We start from the raw sequence: 22,955 nt of genomic DNA on the forward strand, positions 1-22,955 counted from the left end.
ACGTAAAGCGCGGCACCTTCGGGTGCCGCGCTGCTTTCCCCCTATTGCTCAAGTTTTCTGCAGGAAGATTTACATGCTATCGGCTGTTGGTTTTTCCCGTTCCGACCTGTTCAAAGGCCTGTTGCTGGGCTTCGCTTGCACCACCGCCCTCCCCGCACTGGCCGACAACGATGCCGATCTGTTAACCCGCAGCACCCTCACCGGTGACTGGGGTGGCTTGCGTCACCAGATGGATGAACAAGGCATCAAGTTCACCGGCGATTACAGCGGCGAAATGGCTTACAACGCTGATGGTGGCTTACATCGCTCGGCGCGCTACTCGCAGAACATCAAGCTCGGCGTGCAGTTCGACCTGAGCAAGTTGTATGGCGTCGACAACGCCGGCAAAGTCCAGTTGACCATCAACGACCGACGCGGCAGGCGCTTCCGAAGACCTCGTCGGCAACCGCCTGCCGATCCAGGAAAACTACGGTGGCCTGTACACGCGCCTGACCGAACTGAGCTACGAGCGCAGCCTGTTTACCCCGGCGCTCAATGTGAAACTCGGTTACATGGCCATGGGTAATGACCTCGGCGGCCTCGACAGCGGCATTCTTTGCAACTTCATGAACGCCGGTTTCTGCGGCCATCCGCTGAACATGTCCGGCGGCAGCGGTTGGACCAACTACCCCAACGCGCGCCTCGGCGTGCGGGTGAAATACGACCTGTCGCCGTCATGGCAACTGCGCGTGGCCGCGTTCAACGTCGACCCGGAAAGCAACGGCAACTCCAGCCGTGCCTGGCACCTTGACCCTAAACACACTACCGGCACCGTGGTTCCCGTCGAACTGGTTTACAAACACGCGGGCACCCTGCCCGGCGAATACAAGCTCGGCTACTACTACGACAGCTCTGATGTAAAACGCATCGGCAGTGACAAAGAAGTGTCCGGTCGCGGCGGTCATTATTTGCTGATCGATCAAGCCGTCTGGAGCTCGCCGACGTCCGAAGGCCGCAGCCTGCACGCTTTCGGTCAGTACTCGGCCGCCAGTGAGGCGGCGTCACCGTTCAGCAAGTGGTACGGCACCGGTGTGGTTCTGTACAAACCGTTTGAAGGTCGTCCGCGTGACACCGTCGCGCTGGGTTATGGCCGCGCCGTGCCGAACCCGCGCAGCCGCGACGTGCAGCAGGACGCCGCATTGAACAACGGCACGGCGTTCCCGAACCTGGACAGCGCCGAGCAATTGATCGAACTCGGTTACGGTTATCAGGCCACGCCCTGGCTGACCCTGCGCCCGAATGTGCAGTACATCATCGAGCCCGGCGCGTTTTCCGGGCAGGACATCGATAATGCGTTGGTGTTTGGTTTACAGGTAAAAGCGGCGCTCTGAACATCCTGATTACAGGCAATAAAAAACCCGGTTCGAATGCCGGGTTTTTTATTGCCTTCAAGATTACTTTTTCTTTTTAGCTGGCTTGTCAGCCTTCTTTGAATCCTTGGCCTTCTCAGGCTTGCTGTCCGCTTTCTTGGCAGACTTCTTGGGCTCGGCATCTTTCTTCTTGTCTTTCTTGTCGGAAGACTTGGAAAGCGCCGAGGCTGCCGCTGATTTCTTCTCAGGTGATGACTTTTTGTCTTTCAAGTCCTTGCTGGCTTTCGAAGCGTCACCTTTGTCTTTGCTTTTCTTTTCGTCTTTAGCCACGTTGACCACCTCTCGGAGTGTGCCGTTATTGACACATGGCCTGTGCGATTGACCACAAGCTAATCATTAGGCGAGCAGGTTCCGAGGCCGTTCAGATTATTTTCAGGCGTTGAACAAAAGCCCAATAAAGGCAGCGCCAGCTATTGCCGGCGCCACCTTTAACATTGACCCTTTAATCAGGCCTTGTTGCCAGCTTCCTCAAGCGCCTTTTCAGCGTTGAAGCCGTCGAAGTTTTCGAACACACCCATGAAGCCAGGCACAGTCACCTCTCGCGCCCAATCGCGCTGCAGTTCGCAGTACATTTGTACGCGGCTGATGAGCTTCGCACCCGCCTGTTCCATTCGGCGCAACGCCGCCTCGTGTGCGGCAAGCGATGTGCCTCCCACGGCATCGACCGGCACGTAAACCTCATAGCCTTCCTGGATCGCATCGAGCACCGGGAAGGTCAGGCAGGCTTCGGTCCACAGCGCGGTCATGATCAGTTTCTTGCGCCCCAGCGCCTTGACCGCCTGCTTGAACTCGGTGTCCTCCCAACTGTTGATCGACGTGCGGTCATAGGTCGGCAGATGGCCGAGCACCGCTTGCAACTCTTGAATCGGCGGCTTGTTGCGGCCCGTCGCGACATTGACGGTCGAATGGATGATCGGCAGGTCGTAGTTAACCGCCGCTTTCGCAACGCTGGTGATGTTGAACACCAGTTCATCCCGTGGCATCGAGCGGATCGAAGACACCTGAACCGGTTGATAGTCGATGACGATCAATGCTGAATTCTCGGGCGTCAGCAGTTGATCGGTGTGGGGGTTGCGGATTGCTTCGCTTGCCATTTGCAGGTCCTTTTGTATGGGTAGCGCACGTCGGTGAAACGGCCGGAGCCCGTGCGGTTTGTGGTTCCAGAGCGCACGCGAGTACGCCGCGCCTGGAAAACCCATTGTGCTGTTCCCCTGTTCGCGGCAGTAGTAGCATCCCGAGGCGAACTGTGTCGCGCCAAGGGGAACGCGAGAATGGATATCGAAGAACTGAAAACCTTCGTCGAAGTGGCGGATGCCGGGGGTATTTCGCAGGCGGCGCTGCGGCTCGGGGTCTCGAAATCAATCGTCAGCCGGCGGCTGGTCCGGCTTGAGGCGGAACTCGGCGTGCAACTGCTGGCACGCTCCACTCGCGGGGCGTCCCTCACCGAGGCCGGCGCGACGTTCCGCGATTACGCCGCCCGAGTCTGTAGCGAAATCGACATCGCCAAGGAAACCATCCTGCCCGCCGGCGCCCTGCGCGGTCGCTTGCGCGTGGCTGTGCCGTTGTCGTTCGGGCCGACGCACTTCGCCCCGGTGCTGGCGGAAATGGCTCGCCGTCACCCTCAATTGCACATGCAGACCTGCTACAGCGATCGCTTCGTTGACCTGATTACCGAGGGCTACGATTGCGCCATTCGCGTGGGTTATCTGCAGGACTCCAATTTGATCGCCAGGCGTATCGGCCCGGTCTACACCAAGCTCGTCGCAAGCCCCGACTACATCAAAGCGCACGGCGCACCCGAAACCCCGGACGAACTGCACGCCCATCAGGCGCTCATGCAAGGCACCGAAGCCTGGCAATTCATGGAGGCTGACAAGATCATCACGGTTCGCCCGCAAGGACGCTTCAAAGCAGACAACGGCACCGCGCTCGCCATGGCCGCGACTGCCGGCCTTGGCGTTGCTTATTTGCCCGATTGCCTCACCCACGAACACATTGCCTCGGGTGCACTCGTGCCGATCATGACCAACCATCCACCGCCCCCCGCCGGTGCCTACCTCCTCCGCGCACCAGGCCCGCATCCCGCGCGCAAGATCCGCGTGCTCACGGATCTGCTGATCGAGTACTTCGGCGAATCGCCGCACCTCGCGGTGCAGCCGCTGTCACAGCACGATGAAGCACCGGCGTTTAGCTGAGGAAAGATCAATGCTGAAGCCATGAAAGGAGAATTGAGGTGCCGCAACGCCTGCAACAGCCAACGCGTCGGACTGCATTTATCGCAGACACCACGGCGCTGGTCCTGTTTTTCACCACCACCGGCATCATCAATGAACGTTTGATTGCCGGCATGACGTGGGATCAGGTTCTCCACGCGCGCCTTTTGGGCGCGGCGCTGATGATTCCGGTCGCGCGACCTTACGGTATCTGGCGCGATTGGGTGATGACGCGAGCCAGTGAGGGTCGGTTGTCCAGATTGCTCTGGGACAGTGTTGCCCTCGTCAGCTTTCAGGTGCCGATCTATGCAGCGATCATTGCCTTCAGTGGTGCATCGGGCGAAGGGCTGGTGCGCGGCACACTTGGCGCGGCGGTGATGATGCTGGTGCTGGGACGGCCTTATGGGGCGTTTCTTAATCGGGTGCGCAGGTTGTTTGGCTTGCCTCCGGGAGGGGACAGGCCGATGTCGTTGAAGGGTTGAGGGGCTGTAATTGACCAAAAGTGGAAATTCGTTTCGGGCGCATTCATTCGCCGAAACTGGTCTGTAGTAGGATGCGGATTTAATCGAAAGAAGCTTCATGATGGATGTTCGTGCACTTGAAGAAAGCAGTGTCTTGTCGATCACAGTGGACCAAGCCCATCGCTATTTTGAGATAGTTGTGAGACTGGATGACGGGACCAAAAAAAAACTGATGGCATGGAACGCGGACGGCACGGAGCTGGCTATCAGACTCGGCGCTCTTTACGTTCAAAACCACAGCGGGCTCGGAGAGATTGAAGGGATAAGCATCGTTGATAATGTTTTATTCCTTGAAGGTGACTTTGGAGATATCACGATTCAAGCCACCTCGATTTCTATCGAAAAGCTGGTGTAACTACCGTTCTGGAGGCTACTGCGAGCTGAAATCTACCCATATGGATGTCCGTTCTTGGCCGAAAGCAGTCGCTCGAGAAATATCGCCGACGACCGCTTTTGACCCCAAGCAGACAATTCAGCTCCTTGATGAATAGGAAACCTCCTGCCCATCCTAAAATCGGGACGGTGGTTCAAGTCCAGCATTGATCTGTGAAAAGACATGGTCAGGGTCTATCTGGCACCAATATTTGAACAGCAGGCGAGGTTCGGAATCTGCAAAATACTGGCTCAGAGTGCTCTCGGCGGGGATCGTCAATTTGGGTTCTAGCCATTGCTGAGCTAAAACACCAATGTGTTTGCCAGACGTACAAATAATCCACGTCGCCTTGCCTCCACTGATGGCAGGCAAGTAACCCATACCTCGGATCGCTTCGAACAATGTGCGCAGTGTTAACGTTGGATCAAGCTCGATTGATGTTCTATGACTTTCCAGATCATCCCCTGCATGCACGCTATCGCGATCAATGCTAATGGCCCACATGAATGCTCCTTGTTAACGTTGCCCGGTTACTTGAATGCAAGCTCCCAATCGACCCTATACCCCTCGCCGGCGCAAACCTATGAATCTCCTGCAAGCTGCAAATGGTCATTTACTCATCGAATTCGGTGAGTTGTCGGATGCCGACTGGCAGGCGCTGGAAGCAAACTGGTTAATGTCTGGGGCTTTCAACGCGTGGGCGAAGTCGTCGTCGACCTGGACGGTACAATCTGTCCCGACTTCGAGCGCCAGGATCTGAAGCTCGCTGCAGGTTGGGACATCTGGTTAGGGTATCACTTGCTTTCTGAGTGCGCCGCCGGCGACGAATTCTTGCAAAGAATGTGGGCAAACAAAGGCAAACAAAGGGACTGATTTATTTTCTGGAAATAAATCAGTCCCCTTTTTTTGAGTCCCCTTTTTTACAGGGTGTGAGCGGGTGATGTGTTGGCCATACATGTTTCCTGCCGGTGGTCCGACTCGTCACTCGACAATGAAGATTTCAGGGGCGAAAACATTGGGGCAGACCATCAGTGACTGACGACCTCCGCCCCGGTGTTTATGCGCCATTCGCGGGACTGGCCCACTGCCCGATAAAGTCGCCAATTCTGCGCTGAATATCACTCTCAACTGTCCGCAGCCGCAGAATGGGAATGCCACTTCTAGCCAGAATCTCATTTTTCATGGCGTCCCGAGCAGCCTGCACAGGTTGGTCGTGGTACCCGCCATCGACTTCAATCACGCCTATCGGTTGCTTGCCCACTTTGAAATAGATCACGAAATCGCAACTGGCGCGCCGCATGAACGCGCGCTGCAGCTCTGTCCAGTTGAGGCCAACCGGCGACGCGAGTTTATCCAGTCGGATCTGCGTGTGGTACTTCAATGCCTGGTACGCCAGTGCGGCCAGCGCTTCGCGCAGCAACTGTGCCACGATCTGCTCGGACTTGTAGCGCGAATCCTCGGGCCGCAGGCGGGCGTCCAGGCGAGCCAGCGACTGATCGTACTCGCGGTATAGCAAGTCGAATGCCGACACCACCGGCGCACGTACGATCTGCTGATCCTGCGCGTAATAGCTGATGTAGCGGATCAACGCGGCGATGTGGCCATTGTTGTCAGTGAACACCTCATCGCCGGTCACCAGGGTGAAGCGATGTTTCGCCCGCGAAACGGCCACGTTGATCATGCGGGGGTCGTCGACAAAATCCAGGCGTGTTCGCGCCTGGTTGTAGCGCTTCTTGTCAAGCACGGTGGAGAACACGATTTCATCACACTCGCGCCCCTGAAACTTGTGCACGGTGTCCTTGACGAAATCCGTCGGCAAGTGCGTGCCGGACAGATTTACTTGTGCCCTGTACGGGGCAATGTAACCTCGGCCCTCGCCGTCTATTCCGACGGGCTGCCCCTCCTCCTCAAGCACCTTCAGCAGGGAGTCCAGTTCCCGAAGGTTGGTGTTCTTCCTGGCGTGATTGCCCTTGGCGGTCACCACTAGGCGCAGGGGCTCTTCGCCGTTGTCCTCGGTCATTGGCACCAGTGCGTTGTCGTAGAACTGCTGGTTGCAGAACTGAATGATCCGGGGGTGGCAGCGGTAATGTTCTTTCAGCAGGGTTCTGGGCAGCGCGTCCTGGAACACGGCAATGCACGAATCCAGCAAGCTGTAGCGCTCGCAATCGTAGGCCTCGGTCGGCGCTTGAAGCCCCAGTGCCACGGGGATATGCGGCAACTGGCGGTTGTCACCCACGACGATCAGGTTCTTGGCGCAGCCCAGTGGCAGGATGCCCGGTACGATGTCCTGCAAAGAGGCTTCGTCGATGATCACGTAATCGAGGACCGCTCCCGGCGCGATCGAATTGACGATGGAGTGCGTGCCGCTGCCCAGGACAGGGAAGCGCTGCATGAAGGTATCGAAACGCTCGCAGTAGGTTTTGACATCAAAGCTGTCCGACGGCGGTACCTGAAGTAGCAGATGGCGTTTGAGATGCTGCATCGATGCGGCTGTCAGTTCTTTCAGCAGGGCCGGGAAATTCGCGCGCGCCAACGAATCACGGCACGCACGCAGTTGCGTTTTCTTGTCCTGCAGCGACTTGTCGTAGTAATGCATTTGCAGTGCATGGAAAACGGCCATGCGCGCCTCGTCCCCGGCGAACGGCTTGGTGCGAAAGATCCTGAATTTGAACAGTAGCTCGATACGGTCCTTGAGATGAATGCGCTGCTCGCCCAGGTAAGCCAGGTAGGCCATGAGGTCCGCAGTCTTGCGCGGTGTCAGGCCGTATTTGTCGAGCAAGCCTGTGGCCTGCACATCGTTTTCTGCCTGCCACTGCTGCAGGTAGCGCCGCTCGATGACCAGCTCGTCCAGCTCGATTTGCAGTTGCGCCGCCCTGTTGTGGTCTTGCAGGTGCTGCTTCAAGCGGGCCAGCAACGTCTGGATCTCATCCAGCGACGGTGCCGGCTCGGGAGGGCTTGAAGGCCATGCAGGCAACTCGGCGAAAAAGGCCTTGCGTTTGTCCTGGTTGCCAAGCTTGGCGACCAGGTGGCCCAAGCCGTATTTCTCCAGCTTTTCGTAGACGTTTTCCACGGCAGCATTGTTGTTGGACAACACCGCGACTGTCTGCCCGCGTAACAGAATATTGGCGAGGATGTTAAGGATCGTCTGGGTCTTGCCAGTCCCTGGCGGGCCTTCGATCACGCTGACTTGCGCGCTGAACGCCTGCTCGACTGCCTTAAGCTGACTCTCGTTCAGCCCGAACGGATAGATGAGCCCCTGCCCCGGCACCAGCGTTCCGTTGCGTCCAGTACAGTAGGCTTGCAAGGCAGTGCCCGCGAGGGCAGGCAGTTTTTCGAGCTGGCGCAGCACATTGTCGGCAATTTCACGATCATCCTGCGACTTAGCGTGATTCTGTCGGGCTTTCGCCACGGTAGTGAGATAGCGGAAGACTGGCGTGTCCTTCATTAGTGTCGGAGCGCTAAAGCTGATGCCGTCCATATTGTGGACATAGGGCTTTTTGCTGCCCGGATAGTGCACGACGGCATAGCGTTCGCCGTAAATCGTAGCGTTGGCAATGGGCTTGGTGCTGCCGCGCTTGTGCAGCAAGACATTGGTCAACTCGCGGGTGGGCGAAACAAGGCAATTGCTGAGAGGACGGGTGTATTTTTTGCTGGAGGGGTAGTGACAGGTCAGTTGCAGAAATTCGTCCTTGTCGCTCCAACGGATCGCCCAATCGCTGATCTTTGCGGTCTTGTCCTCACCATCCACCTGAATCGAAACCATATTCCTCATCCCTAAATGACATCCGGCTCGCTTCGCGCCGAATGCTAATTCTCCATGAGACGCCATATTGCCATCACTGCGAGCAGCGTCGATAGCCGGTTCATGCGTCTAGTCATTTTTCCGAAGAAAATTTCAGAGATTTCAGGGGCAGACCACATTTAGAAAACGTGGTCTGCCCATTATTCTCCTCCGATGGCCACTCTTGCTGTGCCGTTCGGCCACACTTCAGCATAATGCCGCCTGAAATCGCTTTGCTTCAGAAACAGAAAAGGCTGCGGCCGCTAATAATTGGCGTTCAAGGACACTCGGACGTCTAGCCGTTCAAAAGGGAAAAGGTAATGTCAGACCGCTGTGACCGAAAAAACACCCCAATCCCCCCCCCCCCGAAACGCTACGACAAGTGGAACCGTCGGACGATACGTGTAGCGTGGGCGTTGCTTATCGCCATATTCATCAGCGCACTTGCGACACAACTGATCGAGTACGTCACAAGCCAGGACATTCCTTGGCCGTACTGCATAGCCTTGTGCGCTGTGCTTGCGGGAATTTTGACTGCCCGAACCTGGACCTGCAGGGAAATGGTTTTGACTCAAGATTGGCAAATGTTATCAACGGTCGCCAACAGCAAGGCATTGATGCTTATCTCTGTGGCATTGACTATCGTTCCTCTGGCCTTGTCCGCCTCCCAAGCTTTAAACAAAGAGTATTTGTTCCCTTTTGACCTCTACCTGTATTGGGTGAGCGGACTGTCTTTTTTTGCATTCATTCTGGTTTACAAAGCAACGGCGCCAATCATTTTCAAATACGCATCGTATCGTGATCTTATCGACCGTGAAGGCAGCGTGCGTGTCTTGCGAGATTCGCTTGCGGAGTTGCAGCAACTAGCACGTAGGCGCAAAGCAGCGTTTTCTCCTGCACGTGAAGTACTGGTACCCAAGGCGGATGTTTACGCCATTCACACCTTGAACATTCAGAATACGCAGCATCAAGAACACATCTACTTCCTGACGCGCGAGTACACGAGGTACCTGCGGGGCTTCTACAGATTGATCCTGAGCATCCTGCTGATAGCCCCCATCTTTTTCGTGTTGACGATCACAATTTCCAAGATGTTCGCAGTGGGTATACAGGCCGCTAAGACCGTGGAATGTTATGACGGATGGATAAAAGCGACCTACTGGAACATGTTAAAGACGAACCCATCCATCATCACTCCGGATATGCATGAGTCCACCAAGCAATGCCTACTCATACTGGCTGAGCATGAAGCGAGGCTTGCAAACTAGAAGATTTCCGGGGCAGACCTCCTGTAGAAACGTGGTCTGTCCCTTACTCTCACTCAAGCGCTGCCGGGGGCCGTTATGCCGTAGCTAGTTTCAAAGGGAAAGTTGAGGGTTTGGCTAACGCCTGGATGTGGCTGACGCGTGAATGCTCACTGCAAACACTCCTTCGATCACGGTCATTGTGATCAGGTCATGCTGATCGTTGGAGGTCTGCCCCTACCCATCAGGCGTCTTTTTTCGTGGACATGTACTGGCTGAAATTGTTGATATGGTCGTCAAGGTTATCCTCGAGCATCATTCGGTACTGCTCACAGAAATACTTCAACATCGCTTCGCGAGCCTGCGACATCTCCTCGCCTGACTTGAAGCTGCGCGCGCTCACCCAGGCATTGAATCGAGTGGTGCCAAACATCATCGATGCGCTGACTTTGCCAAGGTTTTCGAACACTTTAAGCTGCTCGTTCGACAGGCTTATATGCGCGTCTGCGCGATCGTAGAACGCATCATCGGTGGTATCGGTCATGGCTGTTTTGCCTTTTTATCAATGTCGGGAAATTCTGCAATTGGAACATGTCTCGCATTGACTCGCTACGCACCAACATTACTGACAAGCATGTCAGTGGCATGTATCAATGCATGCTCCCAGTAACCTTCCATGCACGGGCGCGAATCCATGAATGCTGTCCAGGCCGCAAATGGTCATCTGATGATTGAATTCGGCGACTTGTCTGATGCCGACTGGAAAGTGCTGGAGAGCAAACTGGTGACTGTCTACGGCTTCGGCCGTGTTGGCGCAGTCGTGGCCGGCCTGGACCAAACGATCTATCCCGGCTTCGAGCGCCCGGATCTGACGCTCGCTGCAGGTTGGGACATCTGGTTTGGACACTATTTGCTTTCTGAAAGCGCAGCCAGCGACGAGTTCTTGCAACGAATGTGTAATGAGCTGCAGTTTTGAGAGTTAGCCGTGACCCTCATCGATCCCATCACTCACATATACCAGCGATACTCCCGCGCACTGATCTCCTGCATGAATGCCAAATGATCCTGGCGCTTGTTTTCGCAATAGACATCCACAAACTCTGCGCCCAAGCCCTCACGCAACTGCGGCTGATGCTGCATCGCCCTAACCGCTTCAAACATTTCCGTCGGAAAACCAATCCCGCTGTCACGATCGTCGTTCAGCGGCACGATCGGCTCTTTACCTGACTCAAGTCCATGCTCTAGCCCCACCAAAATCGCCGCCAGTACCAGATACGGATTGGCATCAGCGCCCGCCAAGCGATATTCAATCCGCAAATTCTTCGCGTCCGACTCCGGAATTCGCAAGCACGCATCACGGTCCTCAAAGCCCCAACTGGCCTTGGTCGCCGTATTCACCGTGCCGCCCAAACGGCGCATCGAGTTCTGGTTTGGCGCGAAGATCGGCATGCTGTGCGGCAGCAATTCCAGGCACCCGGCCACCGCGTGACGTAGCGGCTGCTGCTCATTCGCCGCCAGCAGGTTATTGCCATCAGCATCGTAGAGGCTGACATGCACATGCATGCCACTGCCGGGATGCTGCAAGTACGGCTTGGCCATGAAACTGGCGCGGTAGCCGTGTTTAAGCGCAACCCCGCGCGTGCTGCGGCAGAACAATGCGGCCCAATCCGCCGCACGCAAACCATCGTCGAGATGGCCGAAGTTGATTTCAAACTGACCGGGGCCGAGCTCAGCGGTAATCACCGTGGCGTCGATGCCCTGCGCCCGTGTGGCTTCGACCATGTCATCCAGCACCGGCGCGAAACGTGAGAGCCGCTCGATGTGCAGGTTCGGTTGATCATCGGCATCGTCAGTCAGGTCGTCGCGGGGGAATTGCGGCAGACCGTCGCGCAGCTTTTTATCGAACAGGTAGAACTCCAGCTCGAAGGCCACCACCGGATGAATGCCTTTGCGTGCCAGACGATCCCGCACCTGCGCGAGGACTTCACGGGGTTCGAACTCGATCGGCTTTTCGGTGCCGTCCGAAGTGATCAGCATCTGCCCCAGCGGCTGCGCTTCCCATGTCACCGGTTTCAGTGTGCCCGGCACCAGACGGCGCACCGCATCCGGATCGCCGTCGTTGAAGCAGTAATCGCCAATCGGGAACAAACCACCCTGCACGCCCAGCAGTACGCAATTCTGCGGCAGCTTCAGTACGCTGCCGGCGGCGACTTTTTCGAGCATGTCGATTGGATAACGCTTGCCATAGAAGTGCCCGGGAATGTCCAGGCAAATCAGGTCAACATAACGCACCTCGGGGTAGCGTTGGCGAAACGCTCGTACTTCGGCGAGCAGGTCAGCGCAGACAGCGTCCATCGTGTTCATCCTTTGTTGTGATCAGGTGTAGACCCAGAGCACGCGAGTCAGCTGCTCAGTGAAGTTGCCGTAGCGGCAGCGGGTATGACTGTCGAATTGAAAGCTGTCGCCGGCCTTCAATGTGGTCGGTTCTTCATCGTCGCCCAGCCACAGCGTCAATTCGCCTTCGAGCACGTAACCGCCCTGCTCCGAGCTGTCGGTCAGATGGCGGTCGCCGCTGCTGGCGCCTGCTTCGAGATGGCTTTCGAGCATCGAGAACGAAGCGCGGATCTGTGGCGACACCAGAATGTCGGTGATGCCATTGGCGTAATACAGCGTGCGGCGCTCGTCCGGGCGCGTCACCCACGGCAGCTCTTTAGGCTTGGGCAGGCTGTAGAAGTAGGTGGTCGGCACGCCGAAGGTTTCGCTGATCGCGGTCAGGTCCGCCACGGTAGGCCGCGACAAACCGCGCTCGACTTGCGACAGAAAACCCACTGAACGGCCGATCTTGTCGGCCAGTTCCTTGAGGGTCCACTTCTTGTGCTTGCGCAGGTCGTGGATGAGGATCGCCAGCGCGGCGATTTCTTCTTGCTTGTTCATGGTCAAAGTCTCATCAAATACTGTCGCGCAGTCGGTACCAGGCCTTGCCGATGGCTTCCAGCGGTGCGGCAAGGTGTTTGCCGCCGGGGAAACGGCCATTGCTCAAGCCCTGATACAGCGCCAGTTCGTCGGCATCGCCAAGAATCGCATCGGATACCGCGCGCGCGGCGGCCAATGTCGGCAAGACGCCATGGCCCGAATAGCCTTGCAGCCAATAACGATTACCCGCGCCGCCGACATCGGGTGTGCGGTTCATCGTCAGATCAATGTGCCCGCCCCAGGCAAACTCGATGCCGACGCCTTTGAGCTGCGGGAACACCCGTTCAAGAAACGGCCGCGTCGCTGCCGCAATGTCTTTGGGCATGCCGCCCAGATAGGTGCAGCCGCCGCCGAACAACAAACGGTTGTCCGGCGTGCGCCTGAAGTAATCGAGGACGAACTGGTTGTCGGTCACGCAGACATTGCGCGGCAACAGCGCCGTGGCCTGCTCGGGCGTCAGCGCTGCGGTGGCGACCTGGTAAGTGCCCACCGGCAGAATGCAGCTGGACAGTTGCGGGTCGAGTTCATCGAGATAAGCGTTGCAGGCCAGCACCAGCACACCGGCGCGCACCGCACCGTGCTCGGTGTTGACGCGGAAACCGTCGCCCTCCTCCTGATAACTCAACGCTTTGCTTTGTTCATGAATACGCCCGCCGGCTCGCTCGATGGCGGCGGCAAGGCCCAGTGCCAGTTTCAATGGGTTGAGGTGCGCGCCTTGCGGGTCGTACAGCCCGGCCTGATAGCGATCACTGGCGACCCAGTCGGACAATTGTTCACGAGGGATGAACTGCAAGGCATCGTGGCCCCATTTGTGGCTGGCCTCGTGTTGCCATTCAGTCAGCAGACTGACCCGGCGCGGCATCACCGATGTCCACAAATGCCCGGGCAGATAGTCGCAATCGAAACCATGACGTCCGGGCAATTCACGCAACTCATCAGCCGCCCAACGGATGCCGTCCCACAGCCGTTTCGCCCGTTCATGACCCAGCGCGGCTTCCAGCGGCGGCATGTCGCACGACCAGCCGAGAATCGCCTGACCGCCATTGCGCCCCGACGCCGCCCACGCCACCCGACTGGCTTCCAACAGCATCACGCGTTTGCCAGCCAATGCCAGACGCAATGCCGTGTGCAAACCGCTGAAGCCGGCGCCGATGATCACCACGTCGGTGTCATGTTCGCCTTCCAGAGCCGGTCGATGGGTCAGAATCTCGGCGCAACTGTGGGCGTAATAGCTGTCGACGTGCTGGCTGGATTGCAGGAACATTCGCGACCTCATGAAATTTATTTATTATAATTTCATGAAAATCTACAGAATAAATTTCACGCCGGCAACCCGCCTTATTCAGTCACGCAGCCATGGCAGGTCTGCGCGCGTTGATAACGCTGGGCACGATCAATGCTGTAACGCATAGCGCCGGCAATGTTCCAGATAACCTTTTTCATGATTGCCGACCAGTTGCACAACGCTGGTCCACAACCACGACGGCGCATCCAGACGTTTCGAGCGGCAGGTTTGCAGTTCCGCCATCCACGCGGACCGCGTCGCCAGATCCATTTGCCGGGCATGCGCCACGCCGACGACCCGCGCCAGATAACCGGCCGCCAGCATCGCATCGCGCTGACTCAATTGATCCAGTTCCAGCTTCATGTCCTGCGGCAACAGTTCGCGGACGAAAAAGCCGTGATCGAGCATGCGTGTCGCCAGCATCCGATTGCCCAACCCGGGTGAAAGAAATCGCGCGCCTTCGACCACGCGTTTGCCATTGTCGCGTGGCATGGCTGCTCGGGCGGCGCGCGGTGCAGCCGCACCGACGGCTTCTTTGATATCGAGCAGGCAATATTCCTCGTCATCGCCCTTGCCCACGCCCAGCAGCACGGCATAACGCTTTAACCCCAATGAACTACAGCCTTTGACCCAATACGCCGAGTCGAGCATTTTCACTCGGTCATCCTGTGAGCGGCCCTTCAACGACGTCACCAGCGTATGGATCTCGGGGGTGGCGCAGAGGGTTTTCAGCGCCGCGCGTTCATCACGTGAAAGCGTCCAGAACTGTTTGCCCAACGGAATGGTTGGCTTGGTGTTCTCGATGCGCTCTTCGGCCAAATGCTTCCAGGTGCGCTGCACGGCACTGCGCATTCCCGCTTTGACTTGCGCCGGACGCGGTGGGTCTTCCTCAAGATCGCCGTCAAAGGCTTGCTCGTAGCCGCGCATCATTTCTTCGAGCATGCGTGCGGTCGCCACGCCGGGCAGATCGGAACCGCGCGCTGCTGTGGCGAGCGACAGCGCCAGGCGCACCAGATCATGCGCCGGGTTGCCGATCACGGTCTGATCAAGGTCACGAATATGGATATCGATCTGCCCTTTGAGATCGCCGGTCGGCCCCAGATTGCCAGCATGGCAATCGCCGCAGATCCACACCGCCGGGCCTTTTGGCAGGCTACGGCCCGGTTGGCTGTGCAGCCACTCGTAAAACTGCACGGTGCTGCCGCGCACATAGGCGTGCGCGGATCTGGCCATTTTCAGATTGCGCAGTTGCGACAGCGGTTCAAGTCGGGCGGAGGGACGCGGGGTTTTCATGGACACTTCTTATGCGGGATGTGAGCTGTTGACCGCTCGCGACGCACGAATGTTTCAAAGTGTTTCAGAGAAATTCGTAGAAGCTACCCGCCCTAGAGTGGCAGTTCTACGCACGCCAGTAATCCTCCACCGTGGCGGTTGCTCAACGTCAACTCGCCCCCTTGTTCGCGCGCAATCGCCCGCGCCGCCGACAACCCCAGGCCTACGCCCCCGGTGTCACGATTGCGCGAAGCCTCCAGACGAAAGAACGGATCGAACACCTGTTCCAACGCCGCCTCGGGAATACCGGGGCCTTCGTCGCTGACCTCGATACGAATCGAATACTCGTCACGCGTCAACGCAATGACCGGACGCTGCGCGTACTTCAACGCATTCTCCAGTAGATTGACGATCACCCGTTTGATCCCCAGCGGTCGACCCTCATACACCAGATGCGCCGGGCCATCGAAATCGACATTGATGTGCTGATCGCGGTAATCATCAACGATGGTTTGCAGCAGCTCCGACAGATCGAATGCAGTGGTCTCCTCGCGATGCGTGTCCTCACGGAAGAACGCCAACGCAGCGTTGATCATCGACTGCATCTCCTCGACGTCACGAATCAGTTTGCCCTGATGATCGAGGTCTTCCATGAACTCACTGCGCAACCGCATGCGTGTCAGCGGTGCGCGTAAATCGTGGGAGATCGACGCCAGCATGTGCGTGCGCTCGGCGATGAAGTGCTGGATCTGCGCCTGCATGGTGTTGAAGGCGATGATCGCCTGGCGAATTTCGTCGGGGCCTTCGAGCTTGATCGGCGGTGCCCGTAGATCGGTGCCGAAGCGTCTGGCGGCTCGCGTGAAACGCTGCAAGGGGTTGGCCAGTTGCCGGGTAGCGATCCAGGCAACGAGCAATGTGGCAATCAGTCCCAACGCGATGACGATCGCGATACGCACGCCAAATTCCAGACCCCAACTGCGCTCCGGCGGGATAAATGACAACCAGCTGCCATCGATCAATTGCACGACGGCGGCGTAATGCGCCTGGGGACTGCCATTCGGCCAGTCGCCCGGGCTGAACACCTCGATTTTTCGATCATTGCCCAGCAGTTGCTGCAGCACCGGCACCCTGCTCGCTGGCAGGCGAAGCCCGTCATTGGGCAGATCGAAATCCGCACGCTGCGCTTTCCACGACACCTGCAGCATGGCGCTGCTCGCCGCAGCCGCCAGTTGCGGGCGCAGGTTGGCCGGGGCCGCTTCGATCACCCGCGAAGTCGCGGCAATCTGCTCCAGCAGGCCGGTGCGTTCAATCGGTGGTCGCGCCCAGATGCCGGCGACTTGCACGAACAGCGCATTCAATGCCAGTGAGGCGACCATCGCCGCCACGATGGTCAGAGCGATGTGCCGGCGCAGAGTGTCGCCGCGCAACAGTCTGCGGATCATCAGCGGCTGACCTTGGCGGTGAACAGATAGCCGCCGTTGCGCACCGTACGAATCAGGTCCGGGCGCTTGCTGTCCGGCTCTATCTTGCGGCGCAGGCGACTGACTTGCACATCGATGCTGCGATCGAAGGCGTCATGGCCGTGGCCGTGGGTCAGATCGATCAATTGCTCGCGGGTGAGGATGCGCTGCGGGTGATCGAGGAACACCACGAGCAAATCGAACTCGCCACCGGACAGTGGAATCATCACGTTTTCCGGCGAGCGCAATTCGCGACAGGTGATGTCCAGATGCCAACCGGCGAACGTAATCACCGGGCGTGACGGCTCGACCGGATTGCGCTGTTCACCAGCGCGGCGCTGCAAGGCGCGCACCCGAGCGAGCAGTTCCTGCGGGGCAAATGGTTTGGTCAGGTAATCGTCGGCACCCAGTTCCAGGCCGACAATGCGATCGCTCAGCTCGGCCATGGCGGTGAGCATGATGATCGGAATGCCCAATTGCGCGCGCACTTTCTGGCACAGGCTCAGGCCGCTTTCGCCGGGCATCATCACATCAAGAATGATCGTGTCCGGACGGTTCTGCGCGATCGCCGCCCACATGGCTTCGCCGTGGGACGCCACGTCGACTTCATAAGCGTGCTGCACGAAGAACTTCTTCAGCAGCCCGAGGATTTCCATGTCGTCGTCGACGAACAGCAGTCTGCTCACAGTTACAGATCCATGCGGCGAAAAAACGCCAATCTAAAGCCATTTCGCCGTCCGGGTCATTTATTTCAATCGAGCAACATTTCTGCACGCCAGACATCAAGCGGACATTCTCTGGCAAAACCGCGCGGGCACTCTGCAGCTATTTCCAGCGGGGGGATTGGCATGAAGGTATTGAACAACAAACCGGGCGTTACGCAGCACAACGGCAATCGGCCGTTGATTCTCAGCCAGCGCACCGCCGCACTCGGCCCGGACACACCGGTGGTCTTTCAGGAATCGTGCCTGGGGGTTTCCACTGATCAGGGCACGGTGGTTCTGCGCCGTTACTTCGAGCATTTCAGCCCGACAAACGCGCACTGGGTGGAATACGTGCATAGCGTCAACACCGCTGACCTCATGAACTGGATCATGGCTCATGGTCGATTGCACATCGAATGCTCGGACAACCTGGCGCAAAACAAGGAAGCCGTTTGATGTCGCGTATTCGTTCGCTGTCGCTGTCAATTGTCACCACGCTGAGCCTGGCCGCGTGCAGCAACAAAACGCCGGAACACAGCGGCTTTCTGCATGACTACAGCGTGTTGACCGAGCGCCGGTCGCCGTCCGGGCAACCCGTGTTGGCGTGGGTCAGCCCGGCGCTCGCCCGGGGCCGATACACGCAGGTTTATCTGGCGCCGAGTCAGTTCTACCCGAGTGCCGAGCCGACGCAACGGATTCCGCTGAGCACGCTGTCTGGAGTTACTGACTACTACGACGCGGCGCTGCGGCTGGAATTGAGCAAGGTGCTGCGGCTGGTCAATCAACCGGGGCCGAACACCCTGGTGGTGCGCCCCGCCATCACGCAAGTGGCGACCAGCACTCAGGGTTTGCGCTTTTATGAGTGGCTGCCCGTCACCCTCGTCGCGGCCGGTGTGAGCACGGCGACCGGCATCCGCGATCAGGACAGTGAAGTCGCCACCGAAGTGTCGTTCGAGGACGGTTCGACCGGTGAAGTGATTGCCGAAGTGGTGCGCAAAGGCACCGGTGTGCCGCTGGAGAACGACAAACAGGTGCTGACTGCCGACGACGTCAAGGTCGTGCTGGATGGCTGGGCCAGTGACCTGCGGCAATCGTATACGGCCATCCGCCGGTAAACACATATCCCCTGTAGGCGCAGCCTTCGGCAGCTCCTACACCGGTGCGCCAGGAAAAAAGCGCCGAGCAGTGAATTATTTCGTGTCCTCATGTATCTGAGCCAAAGAGTGCGCGCCATCAAATAGATGGCATCTACGCGGCACGATGGATCAGCAAAGAGAAGACCCGGATGAAATCACGCAAGAAAACCGTCAAGCCGATCGGCTTAAAAGACATCACCATTGTCGACGACGCCAAGATGCGCAAGGCGATCACCGCCGCCGCACTGGGCAATGCCATGGAATGGTTCGACTTTGGTGTGTACGGCTTCGTCGCCTATGTACTCGGCAAAGTGTTCTTCCCCGGCGCCGACCCCGGTACGCAGATGATCGCCGCGCTGGCGACGTTCTCGGTGCCCTTTCTGATCCGGCCGCTGGGCGGCTTGTTCTTCGGCGCGTTGGGCGACAAGTATGGACGACAGAAAGTCCTTGCCGCGACCATCGTCATCATGTCGCTCAGCACTTTTGCCATCGGCCTGATCCCGTCCTATGCCTCGATCGGCATCTGGGCGCCGATCCTGCTGTTGCTGGCAAAAATGGCCCAAGGTTTCTCGGTCGGTGGCGAATACACCGGCGCGTCGATCTTCGTCGCTGAATACGCGCCGGATCGCAAACGCGGCTTCCTCGGCAGCTGGCTGGATTTTGGCTCGATTGCCGGTTTCGTCCTCGGTGCCGGGGTGGTGGTACTGATCTCGACGACGCTGGGCGAAGCCAAGTTCGAGGAATGGGGCTGGCGTCTGCCGTTCTTCCTCGCGTTGCCGTTGGGCATGATCGGCCTCTACTTGCGTCACGCCCTGGAAGAAACCCCGGCGTTCCAGCAGCACGTCGAAAAGCTTGAGCAAGGCGATCGCGAAGGCCTCGCCGGCGGCCCGAAAGTGTCCTTCAAAGAGGTCGCGACCAAACACTGGCGCAGCCTGATGACCTGCATCGGCGTGGTGGCGGTGACCAACGTCACCTACTACATGCTGCTCACCTACATGCCGAGCTACCTGTCCCACAACCTGCACTACAGCGAAAACCGTGGCGTGCTGATCATCATCGCGATCATGGTCGGCATGCTGTTCGTGCAACCGGCAATCGGTTTTATCAGCGACAAGATTGGCCGCAAGCCGTTCATCGTCGTGGGTAGCATCGGTTTGTTCATTCTGGCGATTCCGGCGTTCATGCTGATCAACAGCGGCAAGATCGGCTTGATCTTCGCCGGCCTGCTGATGCTGGCCGTTTTGCTGAACTTCTTCATCGGCGTGATGGCCTCGACCCTGCCGGCGATGTTCCCCACGCACATTCGCTACAGCGCGCTGGCAGCGGCTTTCAACGTTTCGGTATTGATCGCCGGCCTGACCCCGACCGTGGTCGCCTGGCTGGTCGAGAGCACCAACGATCTGTACATGCCGGCGTATTACCTGATGGTCATCGCCGTGGTCGGCCTGATTACTGGCGTGACCATGAAGGAAACCGCCAACAAACCGCTGCGTGGTGCCGCGCCGGCGGCCTCTGACCTTGAGGAGGCCAAGGAACTGCTGCAAGAACATCACGACAACATCGAGCAGAAAATCGAAGACATCGACGCCGAAATCGCCGCGCTGGAAGCCAAGCGCAAAGAACTGGTGCAGCAACATCCGCGAATTAACTAAGCCACGTCATTCATTCGAATCGCCCGGTCAGCCAAATCGGCTGACTGCGGCATGGATGAACTGGCGAACTTTCGCCGTTTTCTGTCGATGAGCCGTGTACAGCAGATGCATTTGTCTGCTCGGCGCCTCGAATCCCTCCAGCAACCTCACCAATTCCCCTCTGCGCAACGCCGGTTCTAGAAAATCGGCAGGCCCAAGCACAATCCCGAAACCATCGACCGCCGCTGACAACAACGCCTTGCTCTCGTTGACGTGCAAGCGACTGCTGACCGGCACGCGCTCGACCTCGGCGCCATTGAAAAACGACCACTCATGGTCGGCAGGCCGCGACCAATAGGCATAGCCCAGGCACTCATGCTGTTGCAGATCGGCGGGCACTTGCGGCGTGCCGTGTTCGGCCAGATAGCGTGGCGCCGCGCAGACGATCAATCGATACGCAGCCAATGGCCTCGCGGTCAGACTGGCCGTGGCCAACGGGCCGATCCGGAAAGCCACCTCATAACCCTCCTCCACCAGATCCACTGCTCGGTCGGTCAAGTGCAAGTCGATTTCCACTTCCGGAAACTCGCGCAAGAACGTGGTCACGAACGGCATCAGGCTGTAGGAGCCAAACGTCACCGGCGCACTGACCCTGAGCTTGCCGCGCGGTGTGTCGTTCATGACTTGCGCCAGTGAATCAGCGGCTTCAGCCTCACTGACGATGTGCTTGCAGCGCTCGTAATAGGCCTGGCCCAGTTCGGTCAGACTCTGCCGGCGCGTGGTGCGGTTGAGCAACCGTGCGCCGAGCCGCTGCTCAAGGGCGGCAACGTGCTTGGCGACCATTTGCGCGGACATGTCCAGGCGTTGCGCGGCACCAGCGTAAGAGCCCGCCTCGGCGGCCATCACGAAAGCCGCCATGCTGGTCAGCCGATCCATTCGAAACTCCTGTTATTGAATGTTAGTAACAGAGTGCAATTTATCTGCATTCGGGCAGCAATCATCATAGAAGCTCCCCACCTGATAGAGGAACACACTATGCGCATTGGAATCGTTGGCGCCGGCTTCATCGGGCGCGCTGTCGCGCAAATCGCCCTCGCCGCCGGGCACGAAGTGATGCTCAGTAACTCACGCGGCCCGCAGACCATGAGCAGCGTGCTCGCCGGCATCACTGGCAGCCAGATCGGCACGGCCGAACAGGCCACGCAATTTGCCGACGTGGTGCTGCTGGCCATCCCCTACGAACACATCCCGAGCCTGCCGCCAGCCTGGTTCGAGGGCAAAACCGTGCTTGATGCCAACAACTATTACCCGGATCGCGACGGCCACATCGCTGCGCTCGACACGTTCCAGAGCACCACCAGCCGTTTGCTCGCCAAGCATTTGCAGGGCGCCACGGTGGTCAAAGTGTTCAACGCCATTCTCGCAGCGGATTTGCTCACGGATGGCCGGCCGCACGGTTCCAGCGAGCGACGCGCCCTGCCCATCGCTGCGGATGACGCGCAGGCCAAGGCGTTGGTCGCGGGTTTGCTGGACGATCTCGGCTTCGATGCGGTCGACGCCGGAGGCCTTGATGACAGTTGGCGATTCGAGCGGGCAAAACCGGCCTACTGCGCTCCGCTGGACAAGTCCGGGCTGGAAAGAGCCTTGGCTGCCGCCGAGCGCGAGGTCGAATTACCCTTGGGCAGTTGGCGGCGCTGATACCGCTCGCTCGTTCCGGCGCTCTGGCGTTACGGCAGGTGGACACAGATCAGCTAGCCTTGAATCCGATCGCACGTCATTCAAGGAGCCGTCATGTACAAGTTCATCAAGACCACCGTGATCGGCGGTCTGCTGTTCATCCTGCCGCTGGTGCTGATCGTCGTGCTGATCGAAAAAGCCATTCACCTGCTGCGCGGGCCGGTCGAAAAGCTGTTGCCGATGTTCAAGGGCTATGACGTGGCGGGCGTGACGCTGGTGAGTGTGGCGACGCTGCTGGGCCTGATCGTGCTGTGTTTTCTCGCCGGGCTACTGGCTCGCACGTCAGCGGCGGCGCGGGCGATGGAGGCCACGGAAAACAAGCTGCTCAGCAACCTGCCGGGCTACCAGTTGTTCAAGGACACCACCGCGCGCTTTGCCGGACTGGAAAACGAGGACGGCTCCAGGGTCGGCATGATTGCCGAGGGCGAAGGCTTTCGCCTGTGCCTGATCGTTGAGAGCGTGGATGACTGGCTAACGATTTTCATGCCGGACGGTGGGCCTGCCGGCGGCACCGCCGGTGAAGTGCGACTGGTGCCTGCCGCCCATGTCATCGTCACCGATCTGTCGTGGCTGACGCTGGCCACCGGATTGCGCCGTGGCGGCCGGGGCATGCTCGCGCAGATGCAACCGTGGGTGCCGAAAGGCTGATCAAGGCGCGTTGACCACCACATACGTCACATCGCTGCCCTGATACTGCGGCTGGTACCAGGTCGAACCGCACTGCATGTAGGCGACGTTGTAGCGAATCACCTGCACACAACTGCTTGGCATCTGCGCCGGAGTGAAGATCGCCCCGACCACCGCCGCCGTGACGGCGACAGTTGCCGTCACCGCCGCTGCGGTCGCGATCGGATGGTAATTGTCGTCGTAGCCATAACGGCCATGGCCGTCGACATCGATATCAACATCACGGTGGTTGTCGATATTGACGTTACGGTTGACGTTGCGATTGCTGTTATTGACGTACGTACGGTTGCCGGCATTGACCCGATTGCCCGAGTTGACCCGGTTACCGGCATTTACGTGATTGGCGCGCTGCGGCGCATTGATCCGCTGCGCCCGCTGCGCATTCGGCGCCGGCGCGCGGTTGACGTTGGCGCGGGCATGTCCCTGAGCGCGTTGCCCCCGGGCATCGGCTTCGGCGACATAACCGGTGGTCAGCAGCGTTGCGGCGGCCAGCGATAACAACAGACTCCAGGTCATCGATTTGTTCATG

Annotated in this window: 24 protein-coding genes and 1 pseudogene; 12 read left to right on the forward strand and 13 right to left on the reverse strand. The window is 58.5% G+C overall.

Annotation, left to right across the window (positions count from 1 at the left end; genetic code table 11):
- Nucleotides 1–73: 73 nt before the first annotated feature.
- A pseudogene (locus ACZ0A4_RS09300) lies at nt 74–1,370 on the forward strand (carbohydrate porin).
- Between the two features lie 63 nt (nt 1,371–1,433).
- On the opposite strand, the gene ACZ0A4_RS09305 reads toward ACZ0A4_RS09300, so the two are convergent.
- Nucleotides 1,434–1,679, reverse strand: a complete 246-nt coding sequence (locus ACZ0A4_RS09305; RefSeq protein WP_095049097.1) for a hypothetical protein — start codon at nt 1,677–1,679, stop codon at nt 1,434–1,436.
- A 176-nt stretch (nt 1,680–1,855) separates the two neighbouring features.
- Nucleotides 1,856–2,503: a hydrolase gene (locus ACZ0A4_RS09310; protein ID WP_463574258.1), complete on the reverse strand. Its 648-nt coding sequence runs from the start codon at nt 2,501–2,503 to the stop codon at nt 1,856–1,858.
- A gap of 177 nt (nt 2,504–2,680) precedes the next feature.
- Here ACZ0A4_RS09310 and ACZ0A4_RS09315 point away from each other — a divergent pair, with 177 nt between their 5' ends.
- The 3 genes from ACZ0A4_RS09315 (at nt 2,681) to ACZ0A4_RS09325 (ending at nt 4,498) form a co-directional block, all read left to right on the forward strand.
- Nucleotides 2,681–3,604: a LysR family transcriptional regulator gene (locus ACZ0A4_RS09315; RefSeq protein WP_463574259.1), complete on the forward strand. Its 924-nt coding sequence runs from the start codon at nt 2,681–2,683 to the stop codon at nt 3,602–3,604.
- Between the two features lie 38 nt (nt 3,605–3,642).
- On the forward strand, nt 3,643–4,104 hold the full coding sequence (gene alaE, locus ACZ0A4_RS09320; protein WP_463574260.1) for an L-alanine exporter AlaE: 462 nt from the start codon (nt 3,643–3,645) through the stop codon (nt 4,102–4,104).
- A 97-nt stretch (nt 4,105–4,201) separates the two neighbouring features.
- Complete coding sequence (locus ACZ0A4_RS09325; protein ID WP_463574261.1) at nt 4,202–4,498, forward strand: hypothetical protein; 297 nt, start codon at nt 4,202–4,204, stop codon at nt 4,496–4,498.
- 153 nt (nt 4,499–4,651) lie between these two features.
- Here ACZ0A4_RS09325 and ACZ0A4_RS09330 read toward each other — a convergent pair whose 3' ends face one another.
- Complete coding sequence (locus ACZ0A4_RS09330; RefSeq protein ID WP_141125695.1) at nt 4,652–5,020, reverse strand: hypothetical protein; 369 nt, start codon at nt 5,018–5,020, stop codon at nt 4,652–4,654.
- A 79-nt stretch (nt 5,021–5,099) separates the two neighbouring features.
- Here ACZ0A4_RS09330 and ACZ0A4_RS09335 point away from each other — a divergent pair, with 79 nt between their 5' ends.
- On the forward strand, nt 5,100–5,276 hold the full coding sequence (locus ACZ0A4_RS09335; RefSeq protein WP_463574262.1) for a hypothetical protein: 177 nt from the start codon (nt 5,100–5,102) through the stop codon (nt 5,274–5,276).
- Nucleotides 5,277–5,573: 297 nt separating this feature from the next.
- Here the strand turns inward: ACZ0A4_RS09335 and ACZ0A4_RS09340 are convergent, their stop codons facing one another.
- On the reverse strand, nt 5,574–8,279 hold the full coding sequence (locus tag ACZ0A4_RS09340; protein WP_463577521.1) for an AAA domain-containing protein: 2,706 nt from the start codon (nt 8,277–8,279) through the stop codon (nt 5,574–5,576).
- A gap of 338 nt (nt 8,280–8,617) precedes the next feature.
- Here ACZ0A4_RS09340 and ACZ0A4_RS09345 point away from each other — a divergent pair, with 338 nt between their 5' ends.
- Nucleotides 8,618–9,565 carry a lysophospholipid acyltransferase family protein gene (locus ACZ0A4_RS09345; RefSeq protein WP_463574263.1) on the forward strand — a complete coding sequence of 316 codons (948 nt, stop codon included), beginning with the start codon at nt 8,618–8,620 and terminating at the stop codon, nt 9,563–9,565.
- Between the two features lie 220 nt (nt 9,566–9,785).
- On the opposite strand, the gene ACZ0A4_RS09350 is transcribed toward ACZ0A4_RS09345, so the two are convergent.
- Nucleotides 9,786–10,085, reverse strand: coding sequence for a DUF3144 domain-containing protein (locus ACZ0A4_RS09350; protein WP_463574264.1), 300 nt, complete (start codon nt 10,083–10,085; stop codon nt 9,786–9,788).
- Nucleotides 10,086–10,235: 150 nt separating this feature from the next.
- On the opposite strand from ACZ0A4_RS09350, the gene ACZ0A4_RS09355 reads away from it, so the two are divergent.
- On the forward strand, nt 10,236–10,517 hold the full coding sequence (locus ACZ0A4_RS09355; RefSeq protein ID WP_463574265.1) for a hypothetical protein: 282 nt from the start codon (nt 10,236–10,238) through the stop codon (nt 10,515–10,517).
- 32 nt (nt 10,518–10,549) lie between these two features.
- Here ACZ0A4_RS09355 and ACZ0A4_RS09360 read toward each other — a convergent pair whose 3' ends face one another.
- From ACZ0A4_RS09360 to ACZ0A4_RS09385, 6 genes are all read right to left on the reverse strand, one after another.
- A complete protein-coding gene (locus ACZ0A4_RS09360; protein WP_463574266.1) occupies nt 10,550–11,896 on the reverse strand; it encodes a glutamine synthetase family protein in 1,347 nt (448 codons plus the stop codon).
- Nucleotides 11,897–11,917: 21 nt separating this feature from the next.
- On the reverse strand, nt 11,918–12,475 hold the full coding sequence (locus ACZ0A4_RS09365; RefSeq protein ID WP_463574267.1) for a helix-turn-helix domain-containing protein: 558 nt from the start codon (nt 12,473–12,475) through the stop codon (nt 11,918–11,920).
- Nucleotides 12,476–12,488: 13 nt separating this feature from the next.
- Nucleotides 12,489–13,778: an NAD(P)/FAD-dependent oxidoreductase gene (locus ACZ0A4_RS09370; RefSeq protein ID WP_463574268.1), complete on the reverse strand. Its 1,290-nt coding sequence runs from the start codon at nt 13,776–13,778 to the stop codon at nt 12,489–12,491.
- Nucleotides 13,779–13,907: 129 nt separating this feature from the next.
- Entirely contained in the window at nt 13,908–15,092 is a 1,185-nt protein-coding gene (locus tag ACZ0A4_RS09375) for a DUF2252 family protein (RefSeq protein ID WP_463574269.1), read from the reverse strand.
- A 92-nt stretch (nt 15,093–15,184) separates the two neighbouring features.
- Nucleotides 15,185–16,513 (reverse strand): ATP-binding protein, encoded by a 1,329-nt coding sequence (locus ACZ0A4_RS09380; RefSeq protein ID WP_463574270.1) that lies wholly within the window; start codon nt 16,511–16,513, stop codon nt 15,185–15,187.
- Entirely contained in the window at nt 16,513–17,217 is a 705-nt protein-coding gene (locus tag ACZ0A4_RS09385; protein ID WP_463574271.1) for a response regulator, read from the reverse strand. The genes ACZ0A4_RS09380 and ACZ0A4_RS09385 overlap by 1 nt, the downstream gene beginning before the upstream one ends.
- Nucleotides 17,218–17,379: 162 nt before the next feature.
- On the opposite strand from ACZ0A4_RS09385, the gene ACZ0A4_RS09390 reads away from it, so the two are divergent.
- The 3 genes from ACZ0A4_RS09390 (at nt 17,380) to proP (ending at nt 20,023) form a co-directional block, all read left to right on the forward strand.
- Nucleotides 17,380–17,691 (forward strand): hypothetical protein, encoded by a 312-nt coding sequence (locus ACZ0A4_RS09390; RefSeq protein ID WP_463574272.1) that lies wholly within the window; start codon nt 17,380–17,382, stop codon nt 17,689–17,691.
- Nucleotides 17,691–18,350, forward strand: coding sequence for a DUF3313 domain-containing protein (locus tag ACZ0A4_RS09395; protein ID WP_463574274.1), 660 nt, complete (start codon nt 17,691–17,693; stop codon nt 18,348–18,350). The genes ACZ0A4_RS09390 and ACZ0A4_RS09395 overlap by 1 nt, the downstream gene beginning before the upstream one ends.
- A gap of 170 nt (nt 18,351–18,520) precedes the next feature.
- The gene (gene proP, locus ACZ0A4_RS09400; protein WP_141125710.1) at nt 18,521–20,023 is read left to right on the forward strand and encodes a glycine betaine/L-proline transporter ProP; all 1,503 of its coding nucleotides are present in this window, start codon (nt 18,521–18,523) and stop codon (nt 20,021–20,023) included.
- 27 nt (nt 20,024–20,050) lie between these two features.
- On the opposite strand, the gene ACZ0A4_RS09405 is transcribed toward proP, so the two are convergent.
- Entirely contained in the window at nt 20,051–20,938 is an 888-nt protein-coding gene (locus tag ACZ0A4_RS09405) for a LysR family transcriptional regulator (protein WP_463574276.1), read from the reverse strand.
- A gap of 99 nt (nt 20,939–21,037) precedes the next feature.
- Between ACZ0A4_RS09405 and ACZ0A4_RS09410 the strand changes: the two genes are divergently transcribed.
- Complete coding sequence (locus ACZ0A4_RS09410; RefSeq protein ID WP_463574277.1) at nt 21,038–21,700, forward strand: NADPH-dependent F420 reductase; 663 nt, start codon at nt 21,038–21,040, stop codon at nt 21,698–21,700.
- Nucleotides 21,701–21,793: 93 nt separating this feature from the next.
- Nucleotides 21,794–22,387 carry a DUF502 domain-containing protein gene (locus ACZ0A4_RS09415; RefSeq protein ID WP_463574278.1) on the forward strand — a complete coding sequence of 198 codons (594 nt, stop codon included), beginning with the start codon at nt 21,794–21,796 and terminating at the stop codon, nt 22,385–22,387.
- Here ACZ0A4_RS09415 and ACZ0A4_RS09420 read toward each other — a convergent pair whose 3' ends face one another.
- On the reverse strand, nt 22,388–22,954 hold the full coding sequence (locus ACZ0A4_RS09420) for a hypothetical protein (protein ID WP_463574280.1): 567 nt from the start codon (nt 22,952–22,954) through the stop codon (nt 22,388–22,390).
- Between the last annotated feature and the right edge of the window lies 1 nt (nt 22,955).

The sequence above is a fragment of the Pseudomonas sp. AC172 genome (genome assembly GCF_979258595.1).